This is a genomic window from Blastococcus sp. SYSU D00669 (assembly GCF_054050715.1).
In genome coordinates this window covers 31453-54524 of sequence record NZ_JBJGZV010000019.1, presented here as the reverse complement: position 1 = coordinate 54524, position 23072 = coordinate 31453, and the positions used below count along the sequence as shown (strand labels likewise).

General features: G+C 75.4%; 15 protein-coding genes and 1 pseudogene. 10 read left to right on the top strand and 6 right to left on the bottom strand.

Going from position 1 to position 23072, the window contains the following annotated elements; genetic code table 11:
* The first annotated feature begins 82 nt into the window (after positions 1-82).
* The gene (locus ACI8AF_RS14850) at positions 83-844 is read left to right on the top strand and encodes a dihydrodipicolinate synthase family protein (RefSeq protein WP_456540493.1); all 762 of its coding nucleotides are present in this window, start codon (positions 83-85) and stop codon (positions 842-844) included.
* A gap of 2 nt (positions 845-846) precedes the next feature.
* Here the strand turns inward: ACI8AF_RS14850 and ACI8AF_RS14845 are convergent, their stop codons facing one another.
* On the bottom strand, positions 847-2565 hold the full coding sequence (locus tag ACI8AF_RS14845; protein WP_456540492.1) for a dihydroxy-acid dehydratase: 1719 nt from the start codon (positions 2563-2565) through the stop codon (positions 847-849).
* Between the two features lie 9 nt (positions 2566-2574).
* Here ACI8AF_RS14845 and ACI8AF_RS14840 point away from each other — a divergent pair, with 9 nt between their 5' ends.
* Complete coding sequence (locus tag ACI8AF_RS14840; RefSeq protein ID WP_456540491.1) at positions 2575-3618, top strand: zinc-dependent alcohol dehydrogenase; 1044 nt, start codon at positions 2575-2577, stop codon at positions 3616-3618.
* A 158-nt stretch (positions 3619-3776) separates the two neighbouring features.
* Here ACI8AF_RS14840 and ACI8AF_RS14835 read toward each other — a convergent pair.
* The 5 genes and pseudogenes from ACI8AF_RS14835 to ACI8AF_RS14815 form a co-directional block, all read right to left on the bottom strand.
* Positions 3777-3971 (bottom strand): annotated as a pseudogene (locus ACI8AF_RS14835) (antibiotic biosynthesis monooxygenase); the annotation flags it as partial.
* Between the two features lies 1 nt (position 3972).
* A complete protein-coding gene (locus ACI8AF_RS14830) occupies positions 3973-5139 on the bottom strand; it encodes a glycoside hydrolase family 1 protein (RefSeq protein WP_456540490.1) in 1167 nt (388 codons plus the stop codon).
* Positions 5136-6611, bottom strand: coding sequence for a family 43 glycosylhydrolase (locus ACI8AF_RS14825; protein WP_456540489.1), 1476 nt, complete (start codon positions 6609-6611; stop codon positions 5136-5138). The genes ACI8AF_RS14830 and ACI8AF_RS14825 overlap by 4 nt, the downstream gene beginning before the upstream one ends.
* The gene (locus ACI8AF_RS14820; protein WP_456540488.1) at positions 6608-7573 is read right to left on the bottom strand and encodes an alpha/beta hydrolase; all 966 of its coding nucleotides are present in this window, start codon (positions 7571-7573) and stop codon (positions 6608-6610) included. The genes ACI8AF_RS14825 and ACI8AF_RS14820 overlap by 4 nt, the downstream gene beginning before the upstream one ends.
* Positions 7574-7703: 130 nt before the next feature.
* Positions 7704-8531, bottom strand: a complete 828-nt coding sequence (locus ACI8AF_RS14815; protein WP_456540487.1) for an IclR family transcriptional regulator — start codon at positions 8529-8531, stop codon at positions 7704-7706.
* 185 nt (positions 8532-8716) lie between these two features.
* On the opposite strand from ACI8AF_RS14815, the gene ACI8AF_RS14810 reads away from it, so the two are divergent.
* The 8 genes from ACI8AF_RS14810 (at position 8717) to ACI8AF_RS14775 (ending at position 23013) form a co-directional block, all read left to right on the top strand.
* Entirely contained in the window at positions 8717-10270 is a 1554-nt protein-coding gene (locus ACI8AF_RS14810) for an ABC transporter substrate-binding protein (RefSeq protein WP_456540486.1), read from the top strand.
* Positions 10271-10391: 121 nt separating this feature from the next.
* On the top strand, positions 10392-11333 hold the full coding sequence (locus tag ACI8AF_RS14805; protein ID WP_456540485.1) for an ABC transporter permease: 942 nt from the start codon (positions 10392-10394) through the stop codon (positions 11331-11333).
* Entirely contained in the window at positions 11330-13324 is a 1995-nt protein-coding gene (locus ACI8AF_RS14800) for a dipeptide/oligopeptide/nickel ABC transporter permease/ATP-binding protein (RefSeq protein ID WP_456540484.1), read from the top strand. The genes ACI8AF_RS14805 and ACI8AF_RS14800 overlap by 4 nt, the downstream gene beginning before the upstream one ends.
* Positions 13321-14343 (top strand): ABC transporter ATP-binding protein, encoded by a 1023-nt coding sequence (locus tag ACI8AF_RS14795; RefSeq protein WP_456540483.1) that lies wholly within the window; start codon positions 13321-13323, stop codon positions 14341-14343. The genes ACI8AF_RS14800 and ACI8AF_RS14795 overlap by 4 nt, the downstream gene beginning before the upstream one ends.
* Positions 14344-14415: 72 nt before the next feature.
* On the top strand, positions 14416-16857 hold the full coding sequence (locus ACI8AF_RS14790) for a beta-glucosidase (protein ID WP_456540482.1): 2442 nt from the start codon (positions 14416-14418) through the stop codon (positions 16855-16857).
* Entirely contained in the window at positions 16854-19496 is a 2643-nt protein-coding gene (locus ACI8AF_RS14785) for a family 78 glycoside hydrolase catalytic domain (RefSeq protein ID WP_456540481.1), read from the top strand. Before ACI8AF_RS14790 ends, ACI8AF_RS14785 begins: the two co-directional genes overlap by 4 nt.
* Complete coding sequence (locus tag ACI8AF_RS14780; protein ID WP_456540480.1) at positions 19493-20404, top strand: alpha/beta hydrolase fold domain-containing protein; 912 nt, start codon at positions 19493-19495, stop codon at positions 20402-20404. The genes ACI8AF_RS14785 and ACI8AF_RS14780 overlap by 4 nt, the downstream gene beginning before the upstream one ends.
* Positions 20401-23013 (top strand): glycoside hydrolase family 78 protein, encoded by a 2613-nt coding sequence (locus ACI8AF_RS14775; protein ID WP_456540479.1) that lies wholly within the window; start codon positions 20401-20403, stop codon positions 23011-23013. The genes ACI8AF_RS14780 and ACI8AF_RS14775 overlap by 4 nt, the downstream gene beginning before the upstream one ends.
* Positions 23014-23072 lie beyond the last annotated feature (59 nt).

Below are 23072 nucleotides of genomic sequence, written 5' to 3'. Positions count from 1 at the left end.
TGACCGCCGTCACCGGCACCCAGCGCCCTGCCATTGAGCGGAAACCATCCTGCGCCGGTCGGGGGAGGGGCAGGATGCAGGCATGCCTCTGTTCACGGGTGTCGGGGTCGCGCTGGTCACGCTCTTCCGCGGGGACGGCGCGCTCGACGCGCCGGCCACCGCGCACCTGGCGGGCCGGCTGGTCGACCTCGGCGTGCGCTGCGTGCTGGTCGCCGGGACGACGGGGGAGGCCGCCGCGCTCACCGCCGAGGAGCGGGACACGCTGGTCGGCGCCGTGCGGTCGGCGCTGCCCGCCGACGTGCCGGTGCTCGCCGGCACCGGCGCCCCCACCGGCCGGCAGGCCGCGGAGCTGACCGAGCGGGCGTTCGCCGTCGGCGCTGACGGCGTCCTGGCCCTGTCGCCGCCCGGGGTGGCCGACCCGCGGCCGTACTACGAGACGGTCGCCAAGTCGGCCACCGGGCCGCTGCTGGCCTACCACTTCCCGGGGGCCGCGGCGCCCGGCATCCCGGTCGAGCTGCTGGCCGACCTGCCGGTGTCGGGGCTCAAGGACTCGTCCGGCGACGCCGGCCGGCTGCTGCACGAGCGCGACGTCTTCGGCGGCGACCTCTACACCGGCGCGACCAGCATGGTCACGCTGTGCGGCGCGGTCGGCGGCGCCGGCGCGCTGGTCGCCGTGGCCAACCTCGCGCCCGAGGACGCCGTCGCGGCGTTCGCCGGCGACGCGGCGGCCCAGGTGCGGTTGGCCGCGGCCGACCGGACGGCGTCCCGCGACTTCCCCGCCGGCTACAAGCGCGCGACGGCGGAGCGGTTCGGGACGTCGGCGGTCACGCGGGTCGGCTCCTGAGCTCAGTGCGACTCGCGGGCCACGTGCGAGCCGCTCGAGCCGAGGAGGAAGTCGAGGTCGGCGCCGGTGTCGGCCTGCTGCACGTGGTCGACGTAGAGCCGCTCCCAGCCGCGCACCGGGGTCGCGAACGCGGCGACGGTCGCCTCGTCCGGCGGACGGGCGGCCAGCTCGCCGTCCGGGACCTCGACGTCGATCCGCCGGGCGGCGACGTCGAGGCTGATGACGTCGCCGGTGCGCACCTTGGCCAGCGGTCCGCCGGCCGCCGCCTCCGGGGCGACGTGCAGGACGACGGTGCCGTAGGCGGTGCCGCTCATCCGGCCGTCGCAGACCCGCACCATGTCGCGCACGCCCTGCTCAAGCAGCTTCTTGGGCAGCGGCATGTTCGAGACCTCCGGCATGCCCGGGTAGCCGCGCGGCCCGCAGCCGCGCAGCACGAGCACCGAGTCGGCGTCGACGTCGAGGTCGGGGTCGTCGATGCGGGCGGCGAAGTCCTCGATCGAGTCGAAGACCACCGCCCGGCCCCGGTGGCGCATCAGGTGGGGTGAGGCCGCGGCCGGCTTGATGACCGCGCCCGCGGGGGCGAGGTTGCCGCGCAGCACGGCGATGCCGCCGTGCTCGACCAGCGGCTCGCGGCGCAGCCGGATGACCTCCGGGTCCCAGATCGGGGCGTCGTCGAGGGTGTCGACCAGCGGCCTGCCGGTGACGGTGAGCGCGGTGGGGTCGAGCAGGTCGCGGACCTCGCCCAGCACCGCGCGCAGCCCGCCGGCGCGGTGGAAGTCCTCCATGAGGAAGCGGCCGGCCGGCAGCAGGTCGACCAGCACCGGCACGCCCGAGCCGATCCGGTCGAAGTCGTCGAGGGTCAGGTCGATCCCGAGCCGCCCGGCGACGGCGAGCAGGTGCACGACGGCGTTGGTGGAGCCCCCGATCGCGGCGAGGGCGACGATCGCGTTGGCGAACGACGCCTTCGTCAGGAAGGTGCTCGGCCGGCGGTCGGCGGCGACCATCTCCACCGCCAGCCGTCCGGTGCCGTGCGCGGCCTCGAGCAGCCGGCTGTCGGCGGCGGGCGTGCCGGCGACACCGGGGACGACGGTGCCCAGCGCCTCGGCGACCAGCGCCATCGTCGAGGCGGTGCCCATCGTGTTGCAGTGGCCGCGGCTGCGGATCATCGCCGACTCCGACCGGGCGAAGTCCTCCGCCGACAGGGTGCCCGCGCGCACCTCCTCGGAGAGCCGGAAGACGTCGGTGCCGCAGCCCAGCGGCACGCCGCGGAAGGTGCCGGTGAGCATCGGCCCGCCCGGGACGACGACCGCGGGCAGGTCGACCGAGGCGGCGGCCATGAGCAGCGACGGGATCGTCTTGTCGCAGCCGCCGAGCAGCACCAGCCCGTCGACCGGGTTGGCGCGGAACGCCTCCTCCATCTGCATCGCGGCGAGGTTGCGCCAGAGCATCGCGGTCGGGCGCACCTGCGTCTCGCCCAGGCCCATCACCGGCAGGTCCAGCGGGGTGCCGCCGGCGGCCAGGACGCCGTCGCGCACGGCGGCCGCCACCTCGGTGAGGTGCCGGTTGCACGGCACCAGGTCCGACGCGGTGTTCGCGATCGCGATCTGCGGGCGGCCGAACGCGTCGTCGGGGATGCCGCGGCGCATCCACGCCCGGTGGATGTAGGAGTGACGGACGTCGCCGGAGTACCACTGCGCGCTGCGGAGGGTCACGACCGCCATCCTTGCCGGGTGTCGAGAACCATGCGCGCGGTCGTGCTCTCCGGGCCGGGGGAGTGCTCGGTCCAGGAGGTCCCCGTCCCGGAGGCGGCGCCCGGCGAGGTCGTCGTCGACGTCGAGCGGGTCGGCGTCTGCGGCACCGACGTCGAGCTGTTCACCGGCGAGCTGTCCTACCTGCAGACCGGCCACTCGGCGTACCCGCTGCGGCCCGGGCACGAGTGGTGCGGCCGGGTCACCGCGGTGGGGGACGGCGTCGACGCCGGGTGGCTGGGCCGGCGGGTCATGGGCGACACCATGCTCGGCGACCTGGTCTGCCGGCGCTGCCGGCGCGGCCAGCAGCACGTCTGCGAGCAGCGCCAGGAGGTGGGCATCCGCGGCGGCCGGCACGGGGCGCTCGCCGAGCAGCTCGCCGTCCCCGCGTGGTCGCTGCACGAGCTGCCCGACCGCGTCGACGCGGCGCTGGGCGCCCTCGTCGAGCCGGGCGGCAACGCGTGGCGGGCGGCGCAGGCCGCCGCCGTCGGAGCCGGTGACCGGGCGCTGGTGATCGGTCCGGGGACCATCGGGCTGCTGACGGCGATGTTCCTGCGCGCGGCCGGCGCCGAGGTGCACCTGCTCGGCGTCACCGAGGAGTCCCTGGCCTTCGCCCGACACCTCGGGTTCGCCGACGCGTGGACCCGACCGGGGCTGCCCGGCCTGCCGTTCGACGCCGTCGTCGACGCCTCGACCGGTGCCGGGTCGCCGGCGCTGGCCCTGGAGCTCGTCGAGCCCGCCGGCCGCGTCGTGTGCATCGGCATCGCCGGCACGCCCAGCACCGCCGACACCCGGACGCTGCTGCTCAAGGACGTGACGGCGGTGGGGATCCTGTCGGCCTCGCCCGGGCTGGCCGCCACGATCGCGGCCTACGCGGCCGGCGCGGTCGACCCGCGGCCGCTCGTCGCCGCCACCGTCGGTCTCGACCAGGTCGCCGCCGTCCTCGCCGGAGGCCGCCCCGAGGGCAGTGGTGCCGGGCCGAAGGTCCAGGTCGACCCGCGGCTCCAGGCGGACCGGCCCCGGTAGAGCCAGGGCCGCAGCAGCCGGGCCGGCGCGGCCGCGGGCGGCTCGAACCAGGCCTCCATGCCGTCGAGCCGGCGGACGGCGACGGTCTCCGTGCACTCCGCGCCCCGCTCGAGCAGCCGCGTGCGGATCGTCGAGCCCTCCCGGCCGGCCAGCCGCTCGGGCGAGTCGAAGCGGTAGACCACGTGCCACACCGAGCCGCCGGCGATCGGCCGCAGCACCCCGGAGCCGAGGTAGCCGGGGAAGCGCCGGGCCGCGGCGAGCAGCTCGTCCACCCAGCGGTGGAATTCCTGCTCGCGGCCCGGCGCCACCTCGCGCGCGACGACGACGGTGATCCCGTCGGCGGCCACGGTCATCTCACAGCCCGTTGCGCCGGGCCACCTCGCCGAGCCAGGCCAGGCTGGGCTTCGGCGTCCGGACGAAGGTGTCGCGGTCGACGGCGACGAGACCGAAGGTGGGCACGTAGCCCAGCATCCACTCGAAGTTGTCGAGCAGGCTCCAGTGCACGTAGCCGCGGACGTCCACGCCGTCGGCGATCGCGGCCGCCAGGCCGGTCAGCGCGTCGGTGGTGAAGCGGATGCGGTCCTCGTCGTCGGCGGTGGCGATGCCGTTCTCGGTGACCAGGACCGGCGTCCCGCCGAGCACCTCGGCGCTGCGCCGGACGGCCGCGCCGAGGGCCTCGGGCCGCCGCTCCATGCCGTGCGCCAGCGTCTGCAGCTCCGGCGCCGGCGCCACCAGCCCGTCCGGGCCGAACCGCGCGCAGGTGTAGACCTGCAGCCCGACCCAGTCGTCGCCGCGCGAGACCTCGAGGAACTGGTCCTCGAAGGCCGCCCGCTCCGCGCGCATGAGCTCCTCGCCGCCTGCCTCGGCGATGTTCTCCCGGCCGACGAGCGTCCAGCCGGTCCGCAGCCCGGCCTCGCGCAGCGGCTCGACCATCCGGCCGTGCAGGCCGATCAGCGCATCGGCGACGTCCTGGTCGGGGCGCGGGAGGCCCGTGATCGGCTGGCCGCTCCTGGCCATGCGCGCCATCACCGGCTGCACCGACATGAGGTTGGGCTCGTTCAGCGTGGCCACGTAGCCGGCGTCGGCGAGCGCGGGGGCGACGAACTCGGTGTAGCGGGTGATCCGGTCGCCGGTCTTCGGGCCGGTCCAGCCGCCGTCGTGCAGCAGCCAGCGCGGCTGGGTGAAGTGCACCAGCGTGACGATCGGGATGAGCCCCCGCTCGCGGCAGCCGTCGACGATCCGCCGGTAGTGGTCGAGGGCCGCGCGGGAGAACTCGCCCTCCTCGGGCTCGATCCGGCTCCACTCGAGGCTGAACCGGTAGGTGTCCAGCCCGGCGCCGGCGACCAGGTCGAGGTCCTCCGGCCAGCGGTGGTACGAGTCGCAGGCGTCGCCGCTGGGCTCCGCGAACGGGGAGTGCGGCGCGTGCTCCAGCTCCCAGTGGTCGTTGTTCACGTTGCCGCCCTCGACCTGGTGGGCGGCGGTGGCCGCGCCCCAGAGGAAGCCGTCGGGGAACCGGGTCATGAAGGGATCTCCTCGGTGTCGCTGCCGCGGTAGCGGAAGTCGGAAAAGGTGACGGTGCCGTCGGTGGCGTGCATGCCGACCACGCGGCCGGTGAAGCTCTTGGCGACCTCGAAGGTCCAGTAGCGGCCGTCGAGCTCGGTGAGGACGACGACCTCCCCGCCCGAGACGGCCAGCAGGCGGATGCGGTCGCCGCCCACGGCGCCGGCCGAGAAGTCCGCCGGCGGCGGCGTCATCTCCATGCGCAGCTCGACCGGGCCCGCGGGCAGGGCCGCCTGCCAGGTCTGCTCGATCCCGGCCAGACGGGCGCGCGCGGTGACCGTGCCGTCGGGCGCGGCCTCGATCGCGAACCAGTGGTCCTCCGCGCAGCGGGACGCCAGACCGCCGGTGCCGCGCGCGGCGTCGACCGTGGTGCTGACCGTCGCGCGCAGGTGGCGCTGGCGGCGGCCGACGAACGACGGTCGGGGCCCGTCGAGCCCGGTGCCGTCGGCGGTGACCGCCAGCCCGTCGGCGGTCGGCCTCCCGATCTCGGCCGGGGTGCGGCGGACGGCGAGCCAGCCCGGGTCGTCGAGCGCGGCGGCGTCGGCGAGGTCGAACGCCTCCTCGACGCCCGGCCCCGGAGCCGGCTCGGGCAGCCGGGCGACGGGCCAGCCGTCCACCCAGTCGACCGCGGTCAGGAAGGTCTCGCGGCCCAGCGGCGAGAAGCCCTGCGCCAGCCCGACCGGGCGGACGCCGAGGTGCACCATCGCCGTCCCGCCGTCCGTGGTGTCGACGAGGTCGGCGTGGCCGGTGTTCTGCACCGGCGACCCCGTGCCGGCGGCGGTGAGCACCGGGTTGCCCGGGGAGCTCTCCCACGGGCCCTCCGGGGACGGGCCGCGCGCGACGGTGACGGCGTGCCCGCGGTCGGTGCCGCCCTCGGCGGCCAGCAGGTACCAGTTCCCACCGCGCCGGTGGAGGTGCGGGCCCTCGGGGGAGTAGCGGCCGCTGCCGGCCCACAGGGCCCGCGGCTCCTCGAGCGCCTCGCCGGTGGCCAGGTCGACGCGCACCTGGCGGATGGCGTGCGGGTGCTTCGCGTAGGTGACGTAGGCGGTGCCGTCGTCGTCCCAGGCGAGATCGGGGTCGATGCCGTCGACGGCCGGGACCGGCGTGCCGTCGCTCCACGGCCCGGCCGGGTCGGTCGCGGTGAACACCACGCAGCCGCGCCCGCCGAGCATCACGGTGACGATCACGAAGAAGACGCCGTCGCGGTACCGGATGGTCGGCGCCCACACGCCGCCCGGCGTCGGCACGCGGTCCAGCTCCACCTGCGCGGGGCGGGTGGCGACGTTGCCGATGTGCGCCCAGGTCGCGAGGTCGGTGCTGCGGTACACCGGCAGGCCGGGCAGGTACTCGAAGGACGACGTCACCAGGTAGTAGGTGCCGTCGACCCCGACGATGCTCGGGTCGGGGTGGAACCCGGGGACCAGCGGGTTCACGCGGCGACCGGCACGCGGCCGCCGGAGACCACCTCGGCCATCAGGTCGAGCGCCCGCCCGACCGGCTCGAGATCGGGGCGGGTGTTGAGGAAGCCGTGCAGCATGCCGACCGCGGTCACCTGGCGGACGTCGACGCCGGCCAGCGCGCACTGCGCGACGAACGCCTCGCCCGAGGCGCGCAGGTCGTCGTACTCGGCGTTGATCACCAGGGTGGGGCACAGGCCGTCGAGGACGGCGAGCGCGCCGAAGGCGTAGCCGTCGGCGGTCGACAGCGGCCCGCCGAGGTAGTTCTCGTTGAACCACCTCGTCTGCGGCGGGAAGAAGCGCAGCACGTCGGGGACCTCGGCCGTCCTCGCGGCCAGCGACGCCGACGCGGGCGGGACGACGGCGTGCGCGACCGGGTAGATCGGCAGCAGCGCGGCCGGGGCCGGCCCCTCGTCCCGCAGCTTCAGCGCGGCACCGATGGCGAGGTTGCCGCCGGCGGAGGCTCCACCGATCGCGATGCGGTCCGCGTCGACGCCGAGCTCGCCGGCGCTCCCGTGCACCCAGCGGAAGGCGGCCACGACGTCGTCGTGGGGGACCGGGTAGTGCACGCCCCCGTGGCAGAGCCGGTAGTCGACGCTGACGACGACGGCGCCCGCGCGCTCGGCGACCTGCCGTGCGGTCCAGTCGGCCTCGGGCATCTCCAGGTCGCCGCCGACGAAGGCGCCGCCGTGCATCCAGACCAGCGCCGGGCGCTCGGGGCCGGGCTCGGCAGGCTCGTAGACCCGCACGGGCACGGGCCCGTGCGGGCCCGGGGCGGTCGTGTCCCGCGTCGCCACCTGCGGCGGTTCGGGCGCACCGGTGATCGCCGTGAACTCGTCGAGCAGCGCCCGCTGCGCCGGGTCGGCCATGGCCGCCTCGAACGAGGAGATGCCCTCGAGCAGGTGCAGCTTCGAGGCGATCAGCGGGTGGATCAGCACGGGGTGACCTCCGGATGCGGCAGGGCCCGTGGCGGTGCCCGGTGTGGCGCCCGCCACGGGCGCGGTACCGCGAGCATCACGGGCGGGGCCCGGCCGCCCCTAGCGCCCTGCCATTGAGCGGAACGTCGGCTCAGGGGCTCGACAGGCCGATCGAGCGGCGGGCGCCGAGACCACGGGAGATGGAGCGGGCCGCCGTCCGCACGGCCGGGCCGAGCAGCCGGGGCTCGGCGTTCTCCTGCGGGACCACCACCGACAGCGCGGCGGCCACCTCGTCGTCGGCGCCGAAGACCGGCGCGGCCACGCTGACCAGCGGCTGGGGTGCGCGCCGGCGCAGCGTCGCCAGCCCCTCGCGGCGGACCTCGGCGAGCGTGCGGCGCAGCGCGGCGGGGGAGACGGGCACGTTCTCGGGCTGGTGCACGAGCGGCTGCTCGAGCAGCTGCTCCTGGAAGCCCGACTCCGCGTACGCGAGCAGCACCAGTCCGACGCCGGTCGAGTGGAGGGGGAGCCGCCCGCCGACCCGGTAGAGGACCGCCATCGCGCCGTGCGCGGACAGCCGCTCGACGAGCAGGGCGTCGTCCCCCTCGCGGACGGCGAGCAGCACGTGCTGGCGGGTGACCTCCTCGAGGTCGCCCATGAACGGCAGCGCGACCTGCTTGAGCCCCTGGCCGCGGGGGGCCAGCGAGGCGACCTCCCACAGCCGCAGGCCGATGGTGAACCGGCCGTCGCCGCCGCGCTCCAGCGCGCCCCACGCCTGCAGCCGGCCGGCCAGCCGGAGCGTCGAACTGGTCGGGATGCCGCTGCGGCGGGCCAGCTCCCCGAGCGCCAGCGAGCGGTGGCCGGCGTCGAACGCGGCCAGCAGCGACAGCGCCCGGTCGATCACCGGGTCGCCCTGCGGCGGGCGACGGCCGCGGACGCGGACCGGCTGCCCCGGGCCGTCGGGCACAGGGCCGTCGGTCACCGGGTGGTCACCCGTCCGTCACCGATGAGGCAGGGACCACAGTTGTTTTCCATTGAGCGGCATTGTGCCTGACGCCGGTGTGACGCCGACCGCATCGTTGGCGGCCAAGCCGGGCGGGACCGCTTCGGCCCGGCCAGGACGGCCCCCACGTGACCCCTCCGTTGTCAGGCGAAGGAGCCAGCAGCATGAATCGATTCACCCTCCGGACCGGCGCGGCGCTGGTCACGGCCGCGGCCGTGACGTCGCTCGCCGCGTGCAGCGGTGGGGGCGGCGGTGGCGGCAGCAGCCAGAGCGCCGAGGACACGCTCACCATCGCCCTCGACGCCGACGCGGCCCCGACCGGCTACGACCCGCTGCAGTACTCGCAGGGCCAGTACTCGTTCTTCGCCGGGCTGTACGACGCCCTGTTCGTGACCCAGCCCGACGGCAGCGTCGAGGGCAGCCTGGTCGAGGAGTTCTCGAACAACGCCGAGAACACGCAGACCACGCTGACCCTGCGCCAGGGGGTCACCTTCGCCGACGGCTCGGAGCTCGACGGCGACCTGGTCAAGGCCAACCTCGACCGGCGCAGCGACCCGCTCCTCGAGGCCTACGCCTCGCTCGCCCCCGGTCAGGCCTCGGAGATCACCGACGTCTCGGTCGCCGACCCGCAGACCGTCGTCATCACCTGGGCGCAGCCGCAGGCCACGCCGGAGAACAACCTGGTCGACACCGCGGGCGTGATCGTCGGCCCCGACGGCGTCGCCGACCCGAGCTCGCTCGAGACCGCGCCGGACGGCTCCGGGGCGTACAGCCTGGACACCGGCGGCACCACCCAGGGCAGCTCCTACACCCTCGTCAAGAACGACGAGGCGTGGAACGCCGACGAGTGGACCTACGACACCCTCGTCTTCGACGTGATCACCGACCCGCAGGCGCGGGCCAACGCGGTCGTCTCGGGCCAGGCCGACATCGCCGGCATCCTCGACCCGACCACCATCGACCTGGTCGAGTCGCGGCAGAACACGGTGAGCCAGGGCGGCACCACGGTGGGCTTCATCTTCCTCGACAAGACCGGCGAGCGGAATCCGGCGTTCGCCAGCGAGCAGGCACGACTGGCGATCATGCACGCGATCGACCGCGAGACCTTGGTCAACGACCTGCACGACGGCTCGCGGCCCACGTCGCAGTTCTTCCCCGAGGACGCGACCGGCTTCGATCCCGCCCTGGACGAGGAGTACGCCTACGATCCGGAGCGGGCGCGGCAGCTGCTCGCCGAAGCCGGCCTGCCCGACGGTTTCGAGTTCGACACGACCGTCCTCGGCCAGCCGAGCGAGGACCAGGTCGCCGTCCAGAGCCAGCTCGCAGAGGTGGGCATCACGATGAACTTCGTCGTCGCCACCTCGACCGATCAGGTGTTCGCGTCGGTGAACACCGACCCCGTCCTCTTCGGCCCCTTCGCTCCCGGGGCGCAGCCGGCCGGCTTCGTCGCCGGCGCCCTCTACGGCGGCTTCCTGAACACGCAGGGCGCCGTGGAGCCGGAGATCGAGGCCGCCCTGGGTGGCGCGCTCGGTGCCACCGGTGACGCCCAGGAGCAGGCGCTGACCGACCTCAACACCGCGCTCACCGGCAACGCCTGGGTCGCCCCGGCGTACGAGGACTTCACCTACTTCGGCTACGACGCCGAGGCGGTGGCAGAGCCGGAGTTCGCCGGCGCGAACAACTACCTCGTGCTCTCGGCGATCCAGCCCGCGAGCTGACGTCCGCGTCTCCGGCCCACCCCGCCACCCCCTACCGGCCGGTGGCCGCGGCTCTGCTGACCCGCGGCCACCGGCCCCAGGCCACGGCCATCCGCCCACCCACCCAGACGAGGGACCCGAGATGCTCGCCTACGTCGCCAAGCGCCTGGCGCTGGCCGTCGGCACGGTGTTCGCCGCCGCGCTGATCACCTTCCTGCTGGTGCACGCCGGCGACAGCACCCCGGGCGCGGTCCGGCTCGGACCCGGCGCCAGTCCCGCGGACATCGCCGCGGAGAACGAGGCGCTGGGCTGGAACCGGCCGCTGTTCGTCCAGTTCTTCGACTACCTCGGCGACCTCGTCAGGTTCGACCTCGGGACGTCGCTGATCAACAGCCGCTCCATCGGCGCCGACCTCGCCGACCGGCTGCCGGTCACCGCCTTCATCGCCCTGTTCGCCACGCTCGCCTCCGGTGTGATCGGCGTGCTGCTCGGCGTCACCGCGGCGGTGCGCGGCGGGCGGCTGGGCAAGTTCATCACCACCGGCGCCGGTGTCGCCCTCTCGCTGCCGGCCTTCTGGGTGGGCGTCCTGTTCGTCTACCTGCTGGCCATCCGGCTGGAGCTGTTGCCGGCCACCGGGTACGTGCCGTTCTCGGCCGATCCCGCGGCCTGGTTCGACAGCCTCCTGCTGCCCGTGCTGACGCTCACCATCGGCGGCGCGGCGATCATCGCCCGCACGGCCGCCGTCGGCATGCGCGAGGCGCTGGGCCAGGAGCACATCCGCACGCTGCGGGCGATGGGGACGCCGGAGTGGCGGATCCGCTACGTGCACGCCCTGCGGTTCGCCAGCGTGCCGGTGGTCTCGACGCTGGGCATCCAGTTCATCGCGCTGTTCGGCGGCTCGGTGATCATCGAAAACCTCTTCGCGCTGCCGGGGCTCGGCCAGGCCAGCCAGCAGGCCGCGCTGTCCAGCGACTTCCCGGCCCTCGTCGGCGTCGTCGTCATCGCCACCGTGGTGGTCGTCGTCATCAACCTGCTGCTCGACCTGGTGGTCGCGGCGCTGGACCCGAAGGTGCGCACATCGTGAGCGTCCTGCCCCTCGACGCGGCCGCCGAGGTCGCCACCGAGCCGGTTCCGCCCGCCCGCCGCCGGCGCGGCCTGCCCGGGTTCCTCCGCCGTCCCGGCGGCGTCTTCGGCGCCACCTGGCTGACGGTCGTGGTGGTCGCGTCGCTGACCGCCCCGTGGTGGCGGCCCTACGACGTGACCGAGCAGGACACCGCCGACCGGCTGGCGCTGCCCTCGGCCGAGCACTGGCTGGGCACCGACCCGCTGGGCCGCGACCTGCTGTCGCGGATCTTCACCGCCGGGGCCCTCCCGCTGCTGTCGTCGGCGCTGATGCTCGTCGTCGCGTTCGGCATCGGCGTGCCGCTGGCGCTCATCGCCGCCGAGCGCGGCCGCCGGACCGAGCGGGTGATCAGCCGGGTCACCGAGGTCTTCCTCGCCCTGCCGTCGACGATCCTGCTGCTGGCGGTCATCGGCGCGATCGGCAACAGGCTCTACCCGGTCATGGCGATCCTCGGCATCCTGATCTCCGCCGCGGTCTACCGCGTGCTGCTCGGCGTCGCCCAGTCGGTGCGCCAGCGGCTCTACGTCGACGCCGCCCGGGTCAACGGGCTCGGGTCGCTGCGGGTCAATCTGCTGCACGTGCTGCCGTCGATGGCCACCGTCGTCGCCGTCCAGGCCGCGCAGCTGTTCGGCATCGGCCTGCTCATCGTGGCCGGTCTGGCCTTCCTCGGCTTCGGACCGGGCGAGCCGGAGCCGTCGTGGGGTTTCATGATCCAGGACGCCTCCGGGCACCTGTTCGACGCGCCCTGGCTGCTGGTGCCCACCGGCCTGGTGCTGGCGCTGACCGTCGTCGCGGCCAACGAGCTCGCCGACGCCCTGGCCGGCAAGGCGAAGGGCGAGCGGCCCCGTGCCCGTCGGAGGGGGCCGGCCGTGACGCCGGTGCCGGTCGACGCCCCGGCCGGGGCGGGTGGGGACGGCACAGCCGTCCTCCAGGTGCGCGACCTGTCGATCGCGGTCGACGACGGGCCGCAGCTGGTCAGCGACGTGTCGTTCGCACTGCGCCCGGGCCAGGTGCTCGGCCTGGTGGGCGAGTCGGGGTGCGGCAAGACGATGACCGCCCGCTCGCTGATGGGCCTGCTCCCGGACGGCGTCTCGGTGTCCGGCGGGTCGATCCTGTGGCAGGGGCGCGAGCTGGTCGGGCTGGCCGACAAGGAGCTGAACGGGATCCGCGGTCGGGAGATCGCGCTGATCTCCCAGGAGCCGATGGTGGCGCTGGACCCGATGTTCTCCATCGCCTACCAGCTCACCGGCCCGATCCGCCGGTTCCGCGGCGTGGGCCGCGGCGAGGCACGGCAGATCGCCGCCCAGCTGCTGGAGCAGGTCGGCATCGTCGACGCCGAGCGGGTGCTGCGGTCCCACCCGCACCAGCTGTCCGGCGGCATGGCGCAGCGCGTGTGCATCGCGCTCGCCCTGACCGGGCAGCCGGAGCTGCTCATCGCCGACGAGCCCACCACCGCCCTCGACGTGACGGTGCAGGCCGAGATCCTGTCGCTGCTGCGCCAGCTGGTGCGCGACACCGGCCTGTCGATCGTGATCGTGTCCCACGACCTCGGTGTGGTCGCCGACATCTGCGACGACGTCGCCGTCATGTACGCCGGCACCGTGGTGGAGTCCGGCACCGCCGCCCGCGTGCTCGACGAGCCCGCGCACCCCTACACGATGGCGCTGCTGGGGGCGAACCCGCACGTGCCCGAGGGCGAGGCGGTGCCCGAGCGGCTGGCCTCGATCCCCGGCACCGTGCCGCCGCCCGGTTCGTGGCCGACCGGCTGCCGGTTCGCGTCCCGCTGCCGGTTCGCCGCCGAGCAGTGCACGTCGCCGTTCCCCTCGCTGCCCGCGCACGGTGACGGCTCGGTGCTCTGCATCCGGGTCGAGGAGCTGTCCCGCGCCCACGTGGTGTGGGAGGCCGAGGAGGCCGGCGCCGAGACCGCCCCGACCGCAGGAGTGCCCGCATGACCGCCGCAGCCCCCACCGCGTCCGTCGCGCCGGTGACCACGCCGGCACTGGAGATCCGCGACCTCGTCGTCCGCTACGGCTCCGGCCGCAAGGCCCGCAGGGCCACCCCGGCCGTGGACGGCGTCGGCTTCGACATCATGCCGGGCGAGACCGTCGGCCTGGTCGGCGAGAGCGGCTCGGGCAAGTCGACGATCGGCAAGGCCGTGCTCGGCCTGCACCCGCCGGCCGCCGGCACCGTGAAGCTGCACGGCCGCGACATCACGTCCATGTCGCTCAAGGAGCGCAGCCGCGTGGTGGCCGACCTGCGGGTGGTGTTCCAGGACCCGTACTCCTCGCTCAACCCGGCCCGCACCATCGGCCAGACGCTGGTCGAGCCGCTGCGGCTGATGGGCGTCAAGGGCGAGCCTGCTCTGGCCAGGGCCCGCGCCGGCCTGGAGTCGGTCGGCCTGCCCGGCGACGCGGTCGACCGCTACCCGTCGCAGTTCTCCGGCGGCCAGCGGCAGCGGATCGCGATCGCCCGGGCGCTGGTGTGCGACCCGAAGGTCGTCGTCCTCGACGAGCCGGTGTCGGCGCTGGACCTGTCCACCCAGGCGCAGGTGCTCAACCTGCTCGCCGACCTGCGCGACCAGCACGGCCTGGCGTTCCTGTTCATCGCCCACGACCTCGGCGTCGTCCGCTTCCTCGCCCAGCGCGCGGTGGTGCTCTACCGCGGGCAGGTCATGGAGACCGGCCCGGTCGAGCCGGTCACCCAGGCGCCGCGGCACCCGTACACGGTGGCGCTGACCGCGGCCGCCCCGGTGCCGCGGCCGGCCGAGCAGGCCGCCCGCCGCGCCGCCCGCGAGGCCGCCGGGTTCGGCACCGCCGGCGCCGCCCAGCCCGCGCCGACCGGCTGCCCGTTCGTGCCCCGCTGCCCGCTGGCCACCGACGTCTGCCTCGAGCAGCGCCCGCCGCTGCGCCTGGTCGGCGACAGCCTCAGCGCCTGCCACCACGCCGAGCGCCTGAAGGACGGCGCCCTCTAGGTGCTTCATCGCGACCGAGCACGCGTGCTCCGTCGCGATGACGCGACGCCCCACCCGTCGAACAGGAGAGCCGTGCCCTCGTCCGCGAATCCGACCCACCCCGACCTGGAAGCTCTCCTCGGGAAGCTGGACCTGGAGACGAAGGTCCGACTGCTGTCCGGGGCGGGGGTGTGGACGACGCAGCCGGTGCCGGAGATCGGGCTGCGGTCCATGACGGTCTCCGACGGGCCGATCGGCGTCCGCGGCGGCACCGACACCGAGCTCGACCCGTCGGCCGCCCTGCCGTCGAGCTCGGCCATGGCGGCGTCCTGGGACGAGGGGCTGCTGGGGAGCATCGGTGCGCTGCTCGCCGGTGAGGCGGTGCGCAAGGGCGTCGACGTCGTCCTCGGCCCGACGATCAACCTGCACCGCTCGCCGCTGGGCGGCCGGCACTTCGAGTGCTTCAGCGAGGACCCGCTGCTGTCCGGCCGGCTGGCCACCGCCTACGTGCGCGGCCTGCAGGAGCGCGGCATCGGCGCCTGCCCCAAGCACTACGTGGCCAACGACGCCGAGACCGACCGGATGACGGTCGACAACCGGATCGACGAGCGCACGCTGCGCGAGCTGTACCTGGCACCGTTCGAGGCGGTGGTCGAGGACGCCGACCCGTGGCTGGTCATGGCCGCCTACAACGGCGTCAACGGCGCGCCGATGACCGAGAACGACCTGCTCGCCGAGCCGCTCAAGGGGGAGTGGGGCTTCTCCGGCGTCGTCGTCTCCGACTGGGACGCGCTGTACTCCGGCGAGCCGGCGGCCCGGGCAGCCCTGGACCTGGCCATGCCCGGACCCGACGAGACGTGGGGCGACGCCCTGGTGGAGGCGGTGCAGGCCGGCCGCGTCGCCGAGGCGGACGTCGACGCCAAGGTGCGCCGGCTGCTCCTGCTCGCGGCGCGCACCGGCGCGCTCGAGGGGTTCGAGGTCGAGAAGGCGCCCGCCGGCCGGATCGAGGACGCCGCCCCGCTGGCCCGCGGGGCCGCCGCGGCCGGGACCGTCCTGCTGCGCAACGACGGGGTGCTGCCGCTGCGCGCCGACGGCCTGCGCCGGGTCGCGGTCCTCGGCCCCGGCGCACGCGACGCCCGGGCGCTCGGCGGCGGCTCCGCCACCGTCCCGCTGGCGTACCTCGTCACCCCGGTCGCCGGCCTGACCGCCGCGCTGGACGGCCGGGCCGAGGTGGTCAGCGCCGTCGGCGCGGCGCTGTCCGACGCGCTGCGCCCGGCGCGGGCCGACGAGCTGGCCGGCGACGCCGGGACCGCCGTCGCCACCCTCCGGTGGCTCGACGAGCACGGCGCCACCGTCGCCGAGCAGACCGCCGGGACGGCGGTGCTCGTCCGGATCGTGCCCGAGGTCCCCGCCGGGGCGGTCGGGTTCGAGCTGGCCACCCGGTTCACCCCCGACGAGGACGGCGACTGGCGGATCGGCGGCACCGGCTTCGGTGACTGCACCGTCAGCGTCGACGGCGCGGAGGTCGCCCGCGGGTCGGTCGACCGGGCGCCGGCCGACGTCGGCGAGATCTTCCAGCGCAGCCCCCAGCACGTCGGGGTGGTGCGGCTCGCGAAGGGGCAGTCGGCCGACGTGCGGATCCGGTTCCGCTGGCAGCCCGACTCGTTCATCTTCCGGGCCGGCCTCGTCGTGGGCCTGCCGCTGCGGCCCGCCGACGAGGAGCTCGCGCACGCCGTCGAGCTGGCCCGCACCAGCGACGTCGCCGTCGTCGTCGTGGGGACGTCGGAGGACGTCGAGAGCGAGGGCTTCGACCGCACCTCCCTGGCGCTGCCCGGCCGGCAGGACGAGCTGGTCCGCGCCGTCGCCGCGGCCAACCCGCGCACCGTGGTGGTGGTCAACGCGGGCGCCCCGGTGGAGCTGCCGTGGCGGGACGAGGTCGCCGCCGTCCTCGTGTCCTGGTTCCCCGGCATGGAGTTCGGCGGCGCGCTGGCCGACGTGCTGCTCGGCGCCGCCGAGCCGGGCGGGCGGCTGCCCACCACCTGGCCGACCACCCGGGCCGAGGCCCCGGTCACCGGCACCACGCCCACCGACGGGCGGCTGGAGTACGCCGAGGGCCTGCACATCGGCCACCGCGCGTACCTGCGCGCCGGCACCGAGCCCGCGTACTGGTTCGGGCACGGCCTCGGCTACACGACGTGGGAGTGGCTCGCCGTCGAAGCCGAGGACGCGACGACCGCCACCGTGCGGCTGCGCAACACCGGCCACCGGTCCGGCAAGCAGGTCGTGCAGGTCTACGCGTCGCGGCCCGGCTCGCGGATCGACCGTCCGGCGTGCTGGCTGGCAGGCTTCGCCGTCGTGCACGCCGAGGCCGGGGAGACCGTCGACGTCCCCGTCGCGATCGACCCCCGCACCCTCCGGCACCGGACCGGCGACGGCTGGGCGGTCGAGCCCGGCGAGCTCGTCCTCGCGACCGGTCCGTCGGCCGGCGAGCTGCCCATCGCGACGACGATCCTCATCGAAGGAGCCCCTGCGTGACCTCCGCACCGTCCGGCCTGCGGGTCGAGCACCTCGACGAGGCGATCGGCATCCGGACGACGGCGCCGCGCCTGTCGTGGCGGCTGCCCGCCGGCGCCCGCGAGCAGCACGCCTACCGGATCACCACCGACAGCGGCTGGGACTCCGGTTGGGTGGAGGGCGACGGCAGCCTGCTGGTGCCCTACGCCGGCCCGCCGCTGGCGTCGTCGCAGCGGGTCCAGTGGCGGGTGCAGGTGCTCACCGACCTGGGGGAGAGCCCGCCGTCCGAGCCCGGCTGGTTCGAGACCGGCCTGCTGTGGACCGAGGACTGGCGCGCCTCCTGGGTCGAGCCGGGCGCCATGCCGGAGGGGGAGAAGGGGCACCGGCCCGCGGCGCTGCTGCGCGTCGAGTTCGACGTCGACCGGCCGGTCGTCGCCGCCCGGCTGCACGCCACCGCGCAGGGCGTCTACGAGGCGTTCCTCAACGGCTCACGGGCCGGGGACGCCGAGCTCACGCCGGGCTACACGCAGTACGACGCCCGGCTGCAGGTGCAGACGATCGACGTCACCGGCTCGGTCCGCGCCGGCCGCAACGCGCTGGGCGTCGTCCTCGCCGACGGCTGGTTCCGCGGCCAGGTCGGCCTCACCCGGGCCGACCAGCAGTGGGGGAGCCGGCTCGCGCTGCTCGCCCAGCTGCACCTGGTGCACGAGGACGGCGAGGTCACCGTCGTCGGCAGCGGCCCGGGCTGGCGCAGCGGGACGGGGCACGTCGTGGCCGCCGACCTCATCGAGGGCGAGCGCTGGGACCTGACCCGCCTGCCGCGCGGGTGGGACGCCGCCGGCTTCGACGACGCCGGCTGGGACGACGTCGCCGTCGTCGAGCACGGCTTCGCCGGCCTGGTCGACTCCCCGGCCCCGCCGGTCCGCCGGGTCGAGGAGCTCGTGCCGCGCTCGGTGACCCGGCTGCCGGGCGGCGCGCACGTCGTCGACCTGGGCCAGAACATCAACGGGTGGCTGCGGCTGACCGACCTCGGCCCGGCCGGCACCACGCTGACGCTGACCCACGGCGAGTGGCTGGACCCCGCCGGCGACGTGACCGTGGCCAACCTCGAGCCGGACATGCCGTTCCTCCCGCACCCGCTGCCGGCCGGCCAGGTCGACGTCGTCGTCTCCGCCGGCGTCCCCGGCGACGTGTTCGAGCCGCGCCGGACCACCCACGGCTTCCGGTACGCGCGCATCGAGGGCCACCCCGGCGAGCTGACCGCCGACGACGTGCGCGGCGTCGTCGTGCACACCGACCTGCGGCGCACCGGCTGGTTCTCCTCCAGCGACGAGCGGCTCGACCGGTTCCACGAGGCCGCGGTCTGGAGCTTCCGCGGCAACGCCTGCGACATCCCGACCGACTGCCCGCACCGCGAGCGGCACGGCTGGACCGGCGACTGGCAGCTGTTCGTGCCCACCGCGGCCTTCCTCTACGACGTCGCCGGGTTCTCGACCAAGTGGCTGCGCGACGTCGCCGCCGACCAGTGGCCCGACGGCACGATCGCCAACGTCAGCCCGAGCCCCCGGCACGAGGGCCGCGAGGGCCCGATCGCCTTCCTCAACGGCTCGGCCGGCTGGGGCGACGCCGCGGTGATCGTGCCCTGGGAGATCTACCGCGCCTACGGCGACGTGCAGGTCCTCGAGGAGCTCTGGCCGACGATGGTCGGCTGGCTGGGCCGCGCCGAGCGCGCCGCCCGCGAGCACCGGCACCCCTCCCGCGTCACGCGGTCGGCCACCCCGGCGCCGCACGAGCAGTACCTGTGGGACACCGGCTTCCACTGGGGCGAGTGGCTGGAGCCGGGCGAGAAGCTGGGGACGTCGTCCGAGGAGTTCCGCACCGGCGACAAGGGGCACGTCGCCACCGCGTACCTCGCGCACAGCGCGCGCCTCGCGTCGCGGATCGCGGCGCTGCTCGGCAGGGACGAGGACGCCGCCCGCTACGCCGAGCTGGCCGACCGGGCCCGCGAGGCCTGGCAGGTCGAGTACCTCGCCGCCGACGGCGCGCTGACGCCCGACACCCAGGCCACCCACGTGCGGGCGCTGGCCTTCGACCTCGTGCCGGCCGACCTGCGGCCGGCGGTGGCCGACCGGCTGGTGGAGCTGGTCCGCAAGGCCGACACCCACCTGGGCACCGGCTTCCTGGCCACGCCGTACCTGCTGCCGGTGCTCGCCGACACCGGGCACCTCGACGTCGCCTACGAGCTGCTGCTGCAGGACACCGAGCCGTCGTGGCTGGTCATGGTCGACCGCGGCTCCACCACCGTCTGGGAGCTGTGGGACGGGGTGGACGCCGCCGGCGTGCCGCACGACTCGCTCAACCACTACTCCAAGGGCGCGGTCGTCTCGTTCCTGCACCGGTACGCGGCCGGCATCGAGCCGGTCGAGCCCGCCTACCGCCGGTTCCGCGTGCAGCCGCGGCCCGGCGGGGGGCTGACCCGCGCGGAGGCCGCGCACGAGTCGCCGTACGGCCGGATCGAGTCGGCCTGGCGGCTGGACGGCGAGGCCTTCTCGGTGCGCGTCGTCGTCCCGGCCGGCACGCAGGCCGAGGTCGTCCTGCCCAGCGGCGCCACCTGCACCGCCGGACCCGGCGAGCACACCTTCGAGGAGGACGCCCGATGACAGCCGAGACGACCGAGTGGGCCGGCCCGGCCCGCTTCCTGCCGCCGCACGAGCCCGTGGAGCGGGAGGACGGCGCGTTGCACCACAGCGGGCTGACCTACGCCGTCGCCTTCGGCTACCGGCCGCTGCAGCTGGACCTGTGGGTGCCGGCCGGCGACGGCCCGGCGCCGGTGGTCGTGTGGGTGCACGGCGGCGGGTTCATGTTCGGCGACCGCCGGATCCTGCCGGAGACGTTCCGGCCGAACTCGGTGTTCGACGCGCTGCTCGAGGCCGGGCTCGCCGTCGCCACCATCGACTACCGGCACGCCCTCGAGGCGCCGTTCCCGGCGCAGCTGCTCGACGCCAAGGCCGCCGTCCGCTACCTGCGGGCCTTCGCCGGCGAACTCGGCATCTCCACCGGGCGGATCGGTGCGATGGGCGAGTCGGCCGGCGGGCACATCGTCGCCGCCCTCGGCCTGACCGCGCACCGCGCCGACCTCGAGGGGACCCACGGCGTGCTCGGTCCGTCGTCGGCCGTGGACGTCGTCGTCGACTGGTACGGCGTCTCCGACCTGGCGACGATGCCCCGGCGCACCCCGCCGCCGCACATCGCCGCGGAGCTGCCGCCCGAGCTGCTCGTCGCGCCGGAGGACCAGCTGACCCGCGGCCTGGAGGGGCAGGCGCTGGCCGACGCCAGTCCGATCACCCACGTCACCCCGCAGGCGCCGCCGTTCCTGCTCGTGCACGGCACCGCCGACTGGCTGGTGCCGTACGCGCAGAGCGAGGCGCTGCACGCCGCGCTGCAGGCCGCCGGCGCCAACTCGACGCTGGTGCCGGTCGAGGGCGCGCAGCACGTCTTCGACGGGCACGACGACGTCGACGCCCTCGTGAAGCTCTCGGTCGAGCACCTCGCGGCGGCCCTGCGATGAGCGACGTCTCGGTCGCCCCCGTCACCTTCGAGCACCACCGCGAGCCGCTCGGCATCGGCGAGGCCGCGCCGCGGCTGTCGTGGGTGGTGCGGACCGAACTCCCCGGCTGGCGGCAGGCCGCCTACGAGCTGGAGATCGGCGAGTGGTCCTCGGGCCGCGTCCACTCCGGCGGGTCGGTGCTCGTCGCCTGGGACGCCCCGCCGCTGACCAGCCGCGAGCGGCGCAGCGTGCGGGTCCGCGTCTGGGGCGAGGACGCCGCCGAGCCGTCGGCGTGGAGCGACGAGGCCGTCGTCGAGGCGGGCCTGCTGTCGGCGGAGGACTGGACGGCGGAGCTCGTGCAGCCCGCCCTGCCGGACGACGCCGACGAGCCGGTGCTGCTGCTGCGCCGCGAGTTCGCGCTCGACCGGCCGGTCGGCCGCGCGCGGCTGTACGCGACCGCGCAGGGCGTCTACGAGGCGGAGCTCAACGGGCGACCGGTCGGCGACCACGTGCTCGCGCCGGGCTGGACCAGCTACCGGCATCGGCTGCGCTACCAGACCTACGACGTCACCGCGCTGGTCACCGAGGGCGCCAACGCGCTCGGCGCGCAGCTCGCCGACGGCTGGTTCCGCGGCTACGTCGGCTTCACCGGCGAGCGCGGCCTCTGGGGCGAGCGCACCGGCCTGTTCGCCCAGCTCGAGGTCGAGCACGCCGACGGCAGCCGCACGGTGGTGACGACCGACGGGTCGTGGCGGTCGGCCCCGGCGCCGACCACGCGGGCCGGCCTCTACGGCGGCGAGACCTTCGACGCCCGCCGCGAGCTGCCCGGCTGGTCGGCCGCCGGCTTCGACGACGCCGCCTGGACGCCGGTCGGGACCGGCACGCTCGACGTGGCCACGCTGGTCGCGCCGACCGGCCCGCCGGTCCGCCGCACGGAGGTCCTGCCGGCGGTCGAGGTGTTCCGCTCACCGGCCGGCAAGGTGCTGGTCGACTTCGGGCAGAACCTGGTCGGCCGCCTCCGCCTCGCGCTGCCCGACGCCCCGGCCGGCACCGAGGTCACCGTCCGGCACGCCGAGGTGCTCGAGGACGGCGAGCTGGGCACCCGCCCGCTGCGCGGGGCGAGGGCCACCGACGTCGTCGTCCTCGACGGTCGTGGCCCGCGGTCGTGGGAGCCGCGGTTCACCTTCCACGGCTTCCGCTACGCCGAGGTCGAGGGGTGGCCCGGCGAGCTGACGACCGCCGACCTCGAGGCCGTCGTCGTCCACACCGACCTGCGCCGCACCGGGACGTTCACCTGCTCCGACCCGGACGTGACCCAGCTGCACGAGAACGTGCTGTGGGGCATGCGCGGCAACTTCGTCGACGTCCCCACCGACTGCCCGCAGCGCGACGAGCGGCTCGGCTGGACCGGCGACCTCGAGGCCTTCGTGCCCACGGCGGCGTTCCTGTACGACACCGCGGGCATGCTGCGGTCGTGGCTGGCCGACCTCGCCGCGGAGCAGCTGGAGGACCTGGGCGGCGTCGTCCCGCTCTACGTGCCGTGGATCCCGCTGATGCCGATCCCGCTGGCCGCCGAGGCCGGCTGGGGTGACGCCGCCGTCGTCGTGCCGTGGACGCTCTACCAGCGGCACGGCGACGCCGGGGTGCTCGCCGACCAGTGGGCCTCGATGACGGCGTGGCTCGACGCCTTCGCCGCCCGCGCGGGGGAGCGGCTGGACTTCGCCGGGGTGCCCTTCATGCTCGGCGACTGGCTCGACCCGGCCGCCCCGCCGGACCGGCCGGGGGCCGCCCGCACGCCGTGGCCCGTCGTCGCCACCGCATACCTCGCCCGGACGGCGCGGATCATGGCGCAGGCCGCCGCGGTGCTCGGGCACGACGGCGTGGCGTACGCCGCCCTGGCGGAGCGGGCCGCCGAGCGGTTCCGGGCCGAGTACGTGAGCCCCACCGGCCGGGTGGCCTACCCGGCCCAGACCGCCTACGCGCTGGCGTTGGAGTGCGACCTGCTGCTGCCCGAGCAGCGGGCGCACGCCGGGGAGCTGCTGGCGGGGCAGGTGGCCGACGACGGGTTCCACATCGGCACCGGCTTCCTCGGCACGCCGTTCGTCACCGACGCGCTGGTGAACGCCGGCGCGGTGGCGAGCGCGTACGGGCTGCTGCTGCAGCGGGAGAACCCGTCGTGGCTCTACCCGGTGACCATGGGCGCGACGACGGTGTGGGAGCGCTGGGACTCCATGCTCCCGGACGGCTCGATCAACCCCGGCGAGATGACCTCGTTCAACCACTACGCCTACGGCGCGGTCGCCGACTGGCTGCACCGCACGGTCGCCGGGCTCGCGGCCGCCGAGCCCGGCTACCGCCGGCTGCGGATCGCGCCGCGGCCGGGGCCGGGGATCACCTCGGCGGCGGCGACGCACGAGACGCCCTACGGTCCCGCCGCGGTGTCGTGGACGGTCGACGGGACGGCGTTCGCGCTGGAGGTGACCGTGCCGCCGGGCACCACCGCGGAGGTGTCGCTGCCCGACGGGGGCGAGACCGTCGAGGTCGGCTCGGGCCGGCACGTGTTCGAGCGGACGATCACCGTCCCGGCGCCGGCCGAGGAGCCGACGGGCTTCTTCGGCGCCCCGGAGTGACCCCCTGGCAGACGATCACGGAGTTCGGGAAGCGGCGCGCCGCCGTGCAGCGGTGTGCC